The organism is Serratia sp. CY82433, from assembly GCF_052166535.1.
Taxonomy (GTDB): Bacteria; Pseudomonadota; Gammaproteobacteria; order Enterobacterales; family Enterobacteriaceae; genus Serratia; species Serratia sarumanii.
This window is the reverse complement of the sequence record NZ_JBJNOR010000001.1, coordinates 1415912-1427866: the sequence shown is the minus strand read 5'-3', so window position 1 is coordinate 1427866 and position 11955 is coordinate 1415912. Positions and strand designations below refer to the sequence as shown.

The 11955-nt window shown below is 61.0% G+C and carries 12 protein-coding genes; 10 read left to right on the top strand and 2 right to left on the bottom strand.

Annotated elements, in window-relative coordinates; translation table 11 throughout:
* Position 1: 1 nt before the first annotated feature.
* Positions 2 to 1042 (bottom strand): oxidoreductase, encoded by a 1041-nt coding sequence (locus ACJ8PI_RS07130; RefSeq protein ID WP_164134275.1) that lies wholly within the window; start codon positions 1040 to 1042, stop codon positions 2 to 4.
* 231 nt (positions 1043 to 1273) lie between these two features.
* Between ACJ8PI_RS07130 and ACJ8PI_RS07125 the strand changes: the two genes are divergently transcribed.
* The 4 genes from ACJ8PI_RS07125 (at position 1274) to rsxC (ending at position 5425) form a co-directional block, all read left to right on the top strand.
* Positions 1274 to 1714 (top strand): DUF2569 domain-containing protein, encoded by a 441-nt coding sequence (locus ACJ8PI_RS07125; protein ID WP_019455945.1) that lies wholly within the window; start codon positions 1274 to 1276, stop codon positions 1712 to 1714.
* 135 nt (positions 1715 to 1849) lie between these two features.
* Positions 1850 to 2431, top strand: coding sequence for an electron transport complex subunit RsxA (gene rsxA, locus ACJ8PI_RS07120; RefSeq protein WP_004938443.1), 582 nt, complete (start codon positions 1850 to 1852; stop codon positions 2429 to 2431).
* On the top strand, positions 2431 to 3003 hold the full coding sequence (gene rsxB, locus ACJ8PI_RS07115) for an electron transport complex subunit RsxB (RefSeq protein WP_004938428.1): 573 nt from the start codon (positions 2431 to 2433) through the stop codon (positions 3001 to 3003). Before rsxA ends, rsxB begins: the two co-directional genes overlap by 1 nt.
* Complete coding sequence (gene rsxC / locus ACJ8PI_RS07110; RefSeq protein ID WP_319861098.1) at positions 2996 to 5425, top strand: electron transport complex subunit RsxC; 2430 nt, start codon at positions 2996 to 2998, stop codon at positions 5423 to 5425. Before rsxB ends, rsxC begins: the two co-directional genes overlap by 8 nt.
* A 32-nt stretch (positions 5426 to 5457) precedes the next feature.
* On the opposite strand, the gene ACJ8PI_RS07105 is transcribed toward rsxC, so the two are convergent.
* The gene (locus ACJ8PI_RS07105) at positions 5458 to 6351 is read right to left on the bottom strand and encodes a helix-turn-helix domain-containing protein (RefSeq protein WP_043147394.1); all 894 of its coding nucleotides are present in this window, start codon (positions 6349 to 6351) and stop codon (positions 5458 to 5460) included.
* An 84-nt stretch (positions 6352 to 6435) separates the two neighbouring features.
* On the opposite strand from ACJ8PI_RS07105, the gene ACJ8PI_RS07100 reads away from it, so the two are divergent.
* The 6 genes from ACJ8PI_RS07100 to dtpA all read left to right on the top strand — a co-directional run bounded on the left by ACJ8PI_RS07100 (position 6436) and on the right by dtpA (position 11896).
* Positions 6436 to 6720: a hypothetical protein gene (locus ACJ8PI_RS07100; RefSeq protein ID WP_125460740.1), complete on the top strand. Its 285-nt coding sequence runs from the start codon at positions 6436 to 6438 to the stop codon at positions 6718 to 6720.
* A complete protein-coding gene (gene rsxD / locus ACJ8PI_RS07095) occupies positions 6717 to 7802 on the top strand; it encodes an electron transport complex subunit RsxD (RefSeq protein WP_033638411.1) in 1086 nt (361 codons plus the stop codon). Before ACJ8PI_RS07100 ends, rsxD begins: the two co-directional genes overlap by 4 nt.
* A 9-nt stretch (positions 7803 to 7811) precedes the next feature.
* A complete protein-coding gene (gene rsxG / locus ACJ8PI_RS07090; protein WP_033654762.1) occupies positions 7812 to 8441 on the top strand; it encodes an electron transport complex subunit RsxG in 630 nt (209 codons plus the stop codon).
* A complete protein-coding gene (locus tag ACJ8PI_RS07085) occupies positions 8438 to 9136 on the top strand; it encodes an electron transport complex subunit E (protein WP_033638408.1) in 699 nt (232 codons plus the stop codon). Before rsxG ends, ACJ8PI_RS07085 begins: the two co-directional genes overlap by 4 nt.
* Positions 9136 to 9777, top strand: coding sequence for an endonuclease III (gene nth / locus ACJ8PI_RS07080; protein WP_019455952.1), 642 nt, complete (start codon positions 9136 to 9138; stop codon positions 9775 to 9777). Before ACJ8PI_RS07085 ends, nth begins: the two co-directional genes overlap by 1 nt.
* 604 nt (positions 9778 to 10381) lie before the next feature.
* Complete coding sequence (dtpA, locus tag ACJ8PI_RS07075; RefSeq protein WP_033638407.1) at positions 10382 to 11896, top strand: dipeptide/tripeptide permease DtpA; 1515 nt, start codon at positions 10382 to 10384, stop codon at positions 11894 to 11896.
* Positions 11897 to 11955: the final 59 nt, after the last annotated feature.

Sequence of the window (11955 nt, the reverse complement as noted above, 5' to 3'; positions counted from 1 at the left end):
CTCAGACCACCGGCAGCGCCTGCTGCAGCCGGGCCGATTCCAGCCCCAGTTCGATCAATGCCATCACCGCGATGGCGTCGGCGGCCGGCACCGGGTTTTCGCCGATGCCGGCGATCGCGTCGCGCACCGCGGCGTAATAGGCCGGGTAGTTGCCGGGAATGTTGAGCAGCGGCTGCTCCGCCAGCAGATCGCCACGTGACAGCGTCACCACGCCGTCGCGCATATCATAGCCCCAATCGGCCTGCGGCAGGCGCTCGCCGGCCTTCAGCCGGTCTTCCTGCGGGTCCAGGCCGTATTTGATATAGCTGCCGCGGATGCCGTGCACCACGTAACGCGGGCTCTCCGCCGCCGCCAGCATGCTGGCGTGCAGCACCACGCGGCGATTGCCATAGCTCAGCAAGGCGTGGAAATAGTCCACCGCCTGAGCCCCCGGCCGCAATTCCCCCAGATCGACGAACAGCCGCTCGGGCTTGCCGAAGAGTTGCAGCGCCTGATCGAGCAAGTGCGGCGCCAAATCGTACCAGATACCGCTGCCGACGCCGCCCTGTTCACGCCAGCGCTGGCGCACCTGCGGCCGGTAGCGATCGAAATGCGACTCGAAATACACCACCTCGCCCAGCGCGCCCTCATTCAGCAGCGCTTTCAAGGTAAGGAAGTCGCTGTCCCAGCGGCGGTTGTGAAATACCGACAGCAGCAAACCGCTCTGCTGCGCCTGCTGTTGCAGCGCCTGCGCTTGTGACAATGTCACGGTAAACGGTTTATCCACCACCACGTGCTTGCCGGCGGCCAGCGCCTGCTGCGCCAGCGGGAAGTGGGTGTCGTTGGGAGTGGGAATCACGATCAGATCGAGGGTGGGATCGGCGAACAGCGCCTGCGCATCGCCCACCACCGCCATCGACGGCCAGTCGGCGTGCACTTTGCCGGCATCGCTGCTGGAGACGGCAGCCAGCTCCAGCCCCGGCGTACCGGCGACAAGCGGCGCATGAAAGGTTTTGCCGGCGTAGCCGTAACCGACCAGCCCGACACGAATTTTCTCAGCCATGGGATTTCCTCTTGCAGGCTCACGACAGACCTTTCGATTTGACACCATGCGGCCGGATGGAACAAGAAGTAAATGAGATGTTAATTTGAAGCGGGCTTAATACGGCGTCGAGTAGCCAAACGTGCTGCCACCCGTCGCGATGCCGAGCTATCCGGTTGATTGAGATGACGAAGCCGGTATTACCCGCTAAGCTATGCCGCCTGTGATCCCCGTTTCAATCAGGAAGCCTTTATGTCTCAAGCTGAATACTCTCGTATCGGCGGTTGGTTGCTGGCCCCGATGGCCTATCTGATCGTCACCCTGCTCAGCGCCAGCCTGATGCTGCTCCTGTACGCCATGGCGATCTTCATGCCCGAATCGCGCGACTATCTGCTGACCAACGCCCAGGCGTTTACCCTGCAATGGTACTTTTCGGTGCTGACCACGCTCTTAATGTGGTGCTTCACCCTGTGGCTGCTGTGGCTGTTTTGCCAGCGCTCGCAGCGCTTTCCCAAACTGTTCTTGCTGTGGCTGCTGATCACGGTGCTCCTGGCGGTGAAAGCCTTCGCCTTCGCGCCGGTGCCGGATGAAGTGGCGGTGCGCAGCCTCGGCTGGCCGCTGCTGATGGCGGCGCTGCTGGTGCCTTACATCAAGCGCTCGCAGCGGGTCAAAGGCACCTTTACCGAACGTTAAGGGCGGTTGCAGCACGTTTTATCGGGTGTTTTGTGTAAATTTTCGCCAAAAAAGGCAATACCCCTGCGATTCATATGTTGTCGTCCGGCCGCCGATTCCCGATAATAGGCGGCTTTTATTTTTTTAGGCATCGCAATGACCGAATACCTGCTCCTGTTTGTCGGCACCGTACTGGTGAACAACTTCGTTCTGGTGAAGTTTCTTGGCCTGTGCCCGTTCCTCGGCGTTTCCAAGAAGCTGGAAAGCGCCATCGGCATGGGAATGGCCACCACCTTCGTCATGACGCTGGCCTCCGTCAGCGCCTGGGTGATCAACACCTTTATTCTGGTTCCGCTGGATCTGGTGTACCTGCGCACGCTCTCCTTCATTCTGGTGATCGCCGTCGTCGTGCAGTTCACCGAGATGGTGGTGCGCAAGACCAGCCCGGCGCTCTACCGCCTGCTGGGCATCTTCCTGCCGCTGATCACCACCAACTGCGCGGTGCTGGGCGTGGCGTTGCTTAACGTTAACCTCGGCTACAACTTCCTGCAGTCCGCCGTGTACGGCTTCAGCGCCGCCGCCGGTTTCTCGCTGGTCATGGTGCTGTTTGCCGCCATTCGCGAACGTCTGGCGGTCGCCGACGTGCCGGCGCCGTTCCGCGGCTCCTCGATCGCACTGATCACCGCCGGGCTGATGTCGCTGGCCTTTATGGGCTTTACCGGGCTGGTGAAATTCTAATGACTGCGTTGTGGATAGCTATCGCGGCTTTAAGCGCGCTCGGGCTGCTGTTCGGACTGGTGCTGGGCTACGCCGCGCGCCGTTTTGAGGTGGAGGAGGATCCGGTCGCCGAGCAGGTCGACGCGATCCTGCCGCAGAGCCAGTGCGGCCAGTGCGGCTACCCCGGTTGCCGCCCCTACGCCGAGGCGGTGGCCAACGGCGAGATGATCAACAAATGCGCGCCGGGTGGCGAACAGGTGATGTTGAAACTGGCGGAGCTGCTCAACGTCGAGCCGCAGCCGCTGGGCAGCGAAGCCGCCGCCGAGCCGGAGCGTAAAGTGGCCTATATCGACGAGGCCAACTGCATCGGCTGCACCAAGTGCATTCAGGCCTGCCCGGTGGACGCCATCGTCGGCGCCACCCGCGCCATGCACACCGTCATCACCGACCTCTGCACCGGCTGCGACCTGTGCGTCGCCCCTTGCCCTACCGACTGTATTGAAATGAGACCGGTCGCCACCACCACCGCCAACTGGAAGTGGGACATGAAGACGATCCCGGTGCAAGTGATCCACGTGGAGCAACATGCTTAATCTGTTCGCCGCCTTTAAAAAAGACCGGATCTGGGATTTCAACGGCGGGATCCATCCGCCGGAAATGAAAACGCAGTCCAGCGGTGCGCCGCTGCGTGTCGCTCCCCTGCCCAAGACCTTTATCATTCCGCTGCAACAGCATCTGGGGCCTGAAGGCGAGCTGTGCGTCAATGCCGGCGATCGGGTGTTGAAAGGCCAGCCGCTGACCGTCGGCCGCGGCCGCACCGTGCCGGTTCACGCCCCGACCTCGGGCACCGTCAGCGCCATCACGCCGCACATCACCGCGCACCCTTCCGGGCTGACGGAGCTGTGCGTGATTATCGAGGCGGACGGCGAAGACCGCTGGTGCGAGCGCGATCCGGTGGCTGACTACCGCCAAGCGCCCGCCGCGGATCTGATTCAACGTATTCATCAGGCCGGCATCGCCGGTCTGGGCGGCGCCGGTTTCCCGACCGCCAGCAAGCTGCAGGGCGGCATGAGCGGCGTGGAAACGCTGATCCTCAACGCCGCCGAGTGCGAGCCTTACATCACCGCCGACGATCGCCTGATGCAGGAACATGCCGATCAGATCGTTGAAGGCACGCAGATCCTGCAACATATTCTGCAACCCAAGGTCACGCTGATCGGCATCGAAGACAACAAACCGGAGGCGATCGCGGCGCTGAAGCAGGCGTTACGCGGCCAGTCCGGCATTGCGCTGCGCGTTATCCCCACCAAATACCCGTCCGGCGGCGCCAAACAGCTGACCAAGATCCTGACCGGCAAGGAAGTGCCGCACGGCAAGCACTCCTCCGCCATCGGCGTATTGATGCAAAACGTCGGCACCGCCTTCGCCATCAAGCGAGCGATCGTCGACGGTGAACCGCTGATTGAGCGCGTAGTGACCCTGACCGGCGACGCGATCGAGCGCCCGGGCAACCTGTGGGCGCGCATCGGCACGCCGGTGCAGCACCTGCTTGACTTCGCCGGTTTCCGCCCGCAGGCGCAGCAGATGGTGGTCATGGGCGGCCCGCTGATGGGCTTCACCCTGCCTGCGCTGAACGTGCCGATCGTTAAGATCAGCAACTGCATTCTGGCGCCGACGGTCGATGAAATGACACCGCAGGAGCCGGAGCAGTCCTGCATCCGCTGCGGCCTGTGCGTAGACGCTTGCCCTGCCGGGCTGCTGCCGCAGCAGCTGTACTGGTTCAGCCGTGGGCAGGAGCACGACAAGGCGCGCAACCATAACCTGTTCGACTGCATTGAATGCGGCGCCTGCGCGTTCGTCTGCCCCAGCAACATCCCGCTGGTGCAGTACTACCGTCAGGAAAAGGCCGAGATCAAGGCTATCGATCTGGAAGCGGCGCGCGCCGCCGAGGCCAAGGCGCGTTACGAAGCCAAGCTGGCCCGCCTGGAGCGCGAGAAGCTGGCGCGCGAAGAGCGGCACAAAAAAGCCGCCGTCAAACTGACCGACGACGATCAGGGTGCGGTGCAGGCCGCGTTGGCGCGCGTGCGCAGCAAAAATGCCGAAGCGGCGGTCACGCCGGTCGACGGCCAGCAGCCGGATAACAGCGAAATGATCGCCGCCCGCGAAGCGCGTAAAGCGCAGGCGCGTGAACGCCGCGCCCAGTTGGCGGCCGAGGCGGAAAAAGAGGCGCCACCGGCGGCCTCCGGCGACGACGCGCGCAAAGCCGCCGTGGCCGCGGCGCTGGCCCGCGTGAAAGCGCGCAAGGAAGCGCCGGCCGCAGACAACGCCGCCCCGGCGGCAACAGAGGACGATCCGCGTAAAGCGGCCGTTGCTGCCGCCCTGGCGCGCGTCAAAGCCAAAAAGGCAGAGCAGCAGGCAGATACCCCAGCCGCAGCGGAACCGGCTCCGGCAAGCGCCGAAGAAGATCCGCGCAAGGCGGCGGTTGCTGCCGCTCTGGCGCGTGTCAAAGCCAAGAAAGCGGCGCAGCAGGCAGATGCCCCTGCACCGGCGGAAACGGCGCCGGCAGCCGCCGAAGAAGACCCGCGCAAGGCGGCGGTCGCGGCGGCTATCGCCCGAGCCAAAGCCAAGAAAGCGGCGCAGCAGGCGGACGCCCCTGCAGCGGCGGAAACGGCGCCGGCAACCGCCGAAGAAGATCCGCGTAAGGCGGCGGTCGCGGCGGCTATCGCCCGCGCCAAAGCCAAGAAAGCAGCGCAGCAGGCGGACGCCTCTGCACCGGCCGAAACGGCGCCGGTAACCGCCGAGGAAGATCCGCGCAAGGCGGCGGTCGCGGCGGCTATCGCCCGCGCCAAAGCCAAGAAAGCGGCGCAGCAGGCGGACGCCCCTGCAGCGGCGGAAACGGCGCCGGCAGCCGCCGAAGAAGACCCGCGCAAGGCGGCGGTCGCGGCGGCTATCGCCCGCGCCAAAGCCAAAAAAGCCGCCAGGGAATCGCTGGCGGCGGAAACGGAAGACAAATGATGACAGCGGCGCCTGGCTGACGTCGGCGCCGTTTAATCGATAGAGATCAGGTAGGTGTAATCCACATCAATCTGGCGCAGTTTGGATTCCGGATTCCACTCTTTGGTTTGAATGATCTCCATTTCCATACTGCCGCGCACTTCATCCTTCAGCCCCGGCATTACATGCGACATCAGGTAGCCGAAAAACTGCAAACACTCTTTCGCCGAACCCTTATGGTTGATGGAGATAAACTCGCGGCTCGGCAGATGGAAAGTGTCGATTTGATAGTTGGAAAGAATATCTTTTTTGTGTTCAGGATCGACCGCCATCACCAGCGTGGATGAGAGCTCGTCGCCCTCCCCGGCATGAGGGGAGTAGATGCTGTAAATCCGCCGACAGTCGACGTGCAGCCCCTTGAAGAAGTCGTTGAAAATCTCGTCCTTCATCGCCATGCAGGAAGAGTACTCCAGCTCCTGTTCGGAGGCGAAATCCAGCCGACGCGTGAAGCCGACCAGTTGCATGTCGGGCAGCGTCAACCGCTTCACTTCCGGGTAATAACCGGCGCCATAGCTGGCTTCGAAGTTAAAGCGCGGCATCAGGTTTTTCACGTCCCAGTGCGTCATCGATCGGTAGCGATTGGGCGTGGTGCCGAAGCGCTGCTTGAACATGCGGGTAAAGGTCTGCTGAGAGTCGAAGCCCAGCTCATCGGAAATGTCGATGATGGAGCGACGAGTAATGCGCAGCGCCACCGCGGCGCGCGTCAGGATGCGCGAACGGATGTAGGTGGCGAGTTGAATGCCGGTAATACGCTTGAATTTACGCTGCAGATGCCACTTGGAATAGCCCGAAATACGCGCGACTTCATCCAGGTTTGGCCGTTTCTCCAGATGTATCTCCACCCACTCAATTAGCTCTTCAATAAAAAAAATGTCTTCATTTGTCATTATTATGGGTTCACTGACTCAATAATGTTCGCGATAGTAACCTACACGGATTATGTGAAAGTTGTTATTTTGTGCGGAAATCTGGTGAAAAATGATATTTCATTCATACGGTTAACCCATTTATTGCGGTCGATGGCGGCACAAGTTCCACTGACAATTCCTCACGTTAGCCCATTTTCCGGCCAAAAAAAAATCAAATCGCGCCGTCCCGATCGCCAGATGCGCGGAAAGCCGAATACCCCTATCATTAAGGCGTATTACCCTCGCATCGAATCAGGTAGAATGCTCGGCTATTATTTTTGCCGCGCCCGCAATTCGGCGCATCGAAACTGCCGCAGGCGCGGCGCAGAAGGTATCGTTACTCTATGAAGTTCAGGCCGGTATCACCCACAGCCGCCAAAGGCTTACACATCGCCAGCTCGCCGTTCACCCACAACCAGCAAAGCACCAGCCGCATCATGCTGTGGGTGATGTTGGCGTGCATTCCCGGCATCGCGGCGCAGATTTGGTTCTTCGGCTACGGCGTATTGATTCAGGTGGCGCTGGCGGCGATCGTCGCGCTGGCCGCAGAAGGCGCGATCCTCAGGCTGCGCAAGCTGCCGGTGCGCAGCCGGCTGGCGGATAACTCCGCCCTGCTGACCGCCCTGCTGCTCGGCATCAGCCTGCCGCCGCTGGCCCCGTGGTGGATGATCGTCATCGGTACCTTCTTCGCCATCGTCATCGCCAAGCAGCTGTACGGCGGCCTCGGGCAGAACCCGTTCAACCCGGCGATGGTCGGTTACGTGGTGCTGCTGATCTCCTTCCCGGTACAGATGACCAGCTGGCTGCCGCCGGATGAGCTGCGCGCCACCGCGCTGTCGCTCCACGACACGCTGCTGGCCATTTTCAGCGGCCATACCTCGCAAGGCGCGACGCTGCACGAACTGCAGATGGGCGTGGACGGCATCAGCCAGGCTACGCCGCTCGACGGCTTTAAAACCGGCCTGCGCAGCGGCCACAGCGTGGAACAGGTGTTACAGCAGCCGCTGTTCGGCGGCGCGCTGGCCGGCATCGGCTGGCAATGGGTCAACCTCGGCTTCCTGGCCGGCGGCCTGTTTATGCTGGCGCGGCGCCTGATCCATTGGCAAATCCCTTTCAGCATGTTGGCCGCCATCGCCTTCTGCTCCGGCCTTGCCTGGTGGATAGATCCGGCGCATCAGGCTTCGCCGCTGATCCACCTGTTCTCCGGCGCCAGCATGCTGGGCGCGTTCTTTATCGCCACCGATCCGGTCAGCGCCTCCACCACGCCGAAGGGCCGCCTGATCTACGGCGCGCTAATCGGCGTGCTGGTCTGGCTGATCCGCGTCTATGGCGGCTACCCCGACGGCGTGGCTTTCGCCGTGCTGCTCGCCAACATCACCGTCCCGTTAATCGACCACTACACGCAGCCGCGCGTGTACGGCCATCGCTAAGGAGCCGCCATGCTGAATTCCATGAGAAAGCACGGCACCACGCTGGCGGTGTTCGCGGCGGTCACCACCGGCCTGACCGCCGTGGTCTATACCTTGACGAAAGGCACCATCGCCCATCAGGCGGCGCTGCAGCAAAAAGCGTTGCTCGATCAGGTGGTGCCGCCGGAAAACTACGACAACATTATGCAGAACGAATGCCTCCTGGTCAGCGATCCGGCGCTGGGCGACGGCGCGCCGCACCGCTTGTACCTGGCGCGCAAAAACGGGCAACCGACCGCCGCCGCGCTGGAAACCACCGCGCCGGACGGCTACTCCGGCGCCATCAAGCTGCTGGTCGGCGCCGATTTCAACGGCACGGTGCTCGGCACCCGCGTGATTGAACACCACGAAACCCCGGGGCTGGGGGACAAAATCGAACTGCGCATTTCCGACTGGATTTCCTTCTTCAGCGGCAAGAAAATCGAAGGCCCGGACGATAAGCGCTGGGCGGTGAAGAAAGACGGCGGTATGTTCGATCAGTTCACCGGCGCTACCATCACCCCGCGTGCGGTGGTCAATGCAGTGCGCCGCACGGCGTTGTATATGGAAACGCTGCCGCCTAAACTTGAAAGCTTACCTGCGTGTGGAGCCGCCGAATGAGTGAAGCCAAAGAATTGATCGTCCAGGGGTTGTGGAAGAACAACTCCGCCCTGGTGCAGCTGCTGGGCATGTGCCCGCTGCTGGCGGTGACCTCCACCGTCACCAACGCGCTCGGCCTGGGGTTGGCCACCACCCTGGTTTTGGTCTTGACCAACGCCTCGATTTCCGCGGTGCGCCGCTGGGTGCCGAGCGAAGTGCGTATTCCGATCTACGTGATGATCATCGCCGCGGTGGTGAGCATCGTGCAGATGCTGATCAACGCCTATGCCTTCGGTTTGTATCAGTCGCTCGGGATCTTTATTCCGTTGATCGTGACCAACTGCATCGTGGTCGGCCGTGCCGAAGCGGTGGCGGCGCGAAAACCGGTCGGCCTCTCGGCGCTGGACGGTCTGGCCATCGGCCTCGGCGCCACCGGCGTGATGGTGACGCTGGGCTCGATGCGAGAACTGTTGGGCAACGGCACGCTGTTCGATGGCGCCGACCAGCTGCTGGGCGGCTGGGCCAAGTCACTGCGCATCGAAGTGGTGCATTTCGACAGCCCCTTCCTGCTGGCCATGTTGCCGCCGGGCGCCTTTATCGGCCTGGGGCTGCTGCTGGCGGTCAAATATCTGATCGACGAAAAAATGAAGGCGCGCAAAGCCCGCGCCGTGGCGGTGGAACCGCTGCTGGAACAAGGACGTGCTGAGAAGGCCTGATGAACAAGCAGAAGCGACTGGAAATTCTGACCCGGCTGCGCGACAACAACCCGCATCCGACCACCGAACTGGTGTACACCACGCCGTTTGAACTGCTGATCGCGGTATTGCTGTCCGCACAGGCCACCGACGTCAGCGTCAACAAAGCGACCGCCAAGCTTTATCCGGTCGCCAACACCCCCGCCGCCATGCTGGCGCTGGGGGTTGATGGCGTCAAGGAGTACATCAAGACCATTGGTCTGTTCAACAGCAAGGCCGAAAACGTGATCAAAACCTGCCGCATGCTGCTGGAGCTGCACGGCGGCGAAGTGCCGGAAGATCGTGCCGCGCTGGAAGCGCTGCCAGGCGTCGGCCGCAAGACCGCCAACGTGGTGCTCAATACCGCCTTCGGCTGGGCGACCATCGCCGTGGACACCCACATCTTCCGGGTGTGCAACCGCACTCACTTCGCGCCAGGCAAGAACGTCGATCAGGTGGAAGAGAAGCTGTTGAAGGTGGTGCCCGCCGAATTCAAGGTCGATTGCCACCACTGGCTGATCCTGCACGGCCGCTATACCTGCATCGCGCGCAAACCGCGCTGTGGCTCCTGCATTATCGAAGACCTGTGCGAGTATAAAGAAAAGGTTTATCCGGAATCCTGAGTCTGTTGGGTGCGGCAAACCGCACCCGTCGCCACCTCTCCCCCCGCCAGCGCCTCTTTTTTATCGGAAATGTGATATCGCGCAGCAGTAACCCCGGCAATTTCGAGGTTTTCAGTGAAAAGCTCAGTGCCGTGTTATTTTCAAGCGAAAAATTAGTCGAAAATTGCGGTGAACGTCACGCTTTCAGGATCACAAGGCGTTCACAAATGCCAGTCTCGTTTTCCCAAATTTCTATAATTTTACAAAACGCGCCATGTGCACAACATTCCAACGGATTAATAACCTCACCTACACTGATGCGCTAAAAAATAGCAATTCAGCAGAATATATCCCTGTTTAAAATTCGTATAGCTTTTAATCAAAACAAAAAATCGGCAAACCATTAAAACCCGAAAGTTAATACTGCATAACATTTGCAACATCGCGGCATAATCCTGCGGGCGTTAAATGTAACCGAATATGACAAACTGCTTGCCTCGTTGACAAAGATAGTGAACATTAACCGCCGTCCCCATCCTATAACAACGCAAAAGGATGCCGTTCCGCATCAACTTTTGTACTTTCCCGTCCTCCAAAGACGGGCTGCGAAAAAACAGAGGTACCAGTGTCAACAGCAAACAACCAACATCCGGAGAGCGTGAGCCTTAACGCGTTCAAACAACCGAAAGCGTTCTATCTGATCTTCTCGATCGAACTGTGGGAGCGTTTCGGCTACTACGGCCTGCAGGGCATCATGGCGGTTTATCTGGTCAAGATGCTCGGCATGAGCGAAGCCGACTCCATCACCCTGTTCTCTTCCTTCAGCGCCCTGGTATACGGCTTCGTCGCCATCGGCGGCTGGCTGGGCGACAAAGTGCTGGGCGCCAAACGCGTGATCGTGCTCGGCGCGCTGGTGCTGGCCGCCGGTTACGCCATGGTGGCTTACTCCGGCCACGACATCTTCTGGGTCTACATGGGCATGGCGACCATCGCCGTGGGCAGCGGTCTGTTCAAGGCCAACCCGTCCTCCCTGTTGTCCACCTGCTATGAGAAAGACGATCCGCGTCTCGACGGTGCCTTCACCATGTATTACATGTCGGTGAACATCGGTTCCTTCTTCTCTATGCTGGCCACTCCGTGGCTGGCGGCGAAATACGGCTGGAGCGTGGCGTTCTCGCTGAGCGTGGTCGGCATGCTGATCACCCTGGTCAACTTTATGATGTGCCGCAAGTGGGTGAAGGAAAACGGTTCCAAGCCTGACTTCAAGCCGCTGCATCTGCCGAAACTGCTGATGGTGCTGGTCGGCATCGTGGCGTTGATCGCCGTGTCCAGCTGGCTGCTGCACAACCAGGTGATCGCGCGCTGGGCGCTGGCCCTGGTTTCCGCCGGCATCGTTCTGGTGTTCGCCAAGGAAACCTTCGCCCTGCACGGCGCCGCTCGCCGCAAGATGATCGTCGCCTTCCTGCTGATGCTGGAAGCGGTGGTGTTCTTCGTGCTGTACAGCCAGATGCCAACCTCGCTGAACTTCTTCGCCATCCACAACGTGGAACACAGCATCTTCGGCGTCGCCTTCGAGCCGGAGCAGTATCAGGCGTTGAACCCGTTCTGGATCATGCTCGCCAGCCCGATTCTGGCCGCGCTGTATAACAAAATGGGCGATCGCCTGCCGATGCCGCACAAGTTCGCTTTCGGCATGATCCTCTGCTCCTGCGCCTTCCTGGTGCTGCCGTGGGGCGCCAGCTTCGCCAACGAACAGGGCATCGTGTCGGTCAACTGGCTGATCCTGAGCTACGCGCTGCAGAGCATCGGCGAGCTGATGATTTCCGGCCTGGGTCTGGCGATGGTGGCGCAGCTGGTGCCGCAGCGCCTGATGGGCTTCATCATGGGCTCCTGGTTCCTGACTACCGCTGCCGCCGCGCTGATCGCCGGTAAGGTTGCCGGTCTGACCGCCGTCCCAAGCGACATCAACGACGCGCACGCTTCGCTGGCCATCTACAGCCATGTGTTTATGCAGATCGGTATCGTCACCGCCGTCATCGCTATCCTGATGATGCTGACCGCGCCGAAGCTGTATCGCATGACGCTGGACACCACCGAAGACGCCAATCAGAAAGCGCAGGAAGCCACCGCGGCTCGCTGATCGCCGGCAGATTGAGACGTAAATAAAAACACCGGAGTTAACGCCCCGGTGTTTTTTTA

Excerpts from the sequence above, each read along its gene's own strand:
- rsxB (WP_004938428.1), top strand. The coding sequence starts at position 2,431 with ATGACTGCGTTGTGGATAGCTATCGCGGCTTTAAGCGCGCTCGGGCTG.
- nth (WP_019455952.1), top strand. The coding sequence starts at position 9,136 with ATGAACAAGCAGAAGCGACTGGAAATTCTGACCCGGCTGCGCGACAAC.
- rsxA (WP_004938443.1), top strand. The coding sequence starts at position 1,850 with ATGACCGAATACCTGCTCCTGTTTGTCGGCACCGTACTGGTGAACAAC.
- ACJ8PI_RS07085 (WP_033638408.1), top strand. The coding sequence starts at position 8,438 with ATGAGTGAAGCCAAAGAATTGATCGTCCAGGGGTTGTGGAAGAACAAC.
- rsxC (WP_319861098.1), top strand. The coding sequence starts at position 2,996 with ATGCTTAATCTGTTCGCCGCCTTTAAAAAAGACCGGATCTGGGATTTC.
- rsxG (WP_033654762.1), top strand. The coding sequence starts at position 7,812 with ATGCTGAATTCCATGAGAAAGCACGGCACCACGCTGGCGGTGTTCGCG.
- ACJ8PI_RS07125 (WP_019455945.1), top strand. The coding sequence starts at position 1,274 with ATGTCTCAAGCTGAATACTCTCGTATCGGCGGTTGGTTGCTGGCCCCG.
- rsxD (WP_033638411.1), top strand. The coding sequence starts at position 6,717 with ATGAAGTTCAGGCCGGTATCACCCACAGCCGCCAAAGGCTTACACATC.
- ACJ8PI_RS07105 (WP_043147394.1), bottom strand. The coding sequence starts at position 6,351 with ATGACAAATGAAGACATTTTTTTTATTGAAGAGCTAATTGAGTGGGTG.
- ACJ8PI_RS07130 (WP_164134275.1), bottom strand. The coding sequence starts at position 1,042 with ATGGCTGAGAAAATTCGTGTCGGGCTGGTCGGTTACGGCTACGCCGGC.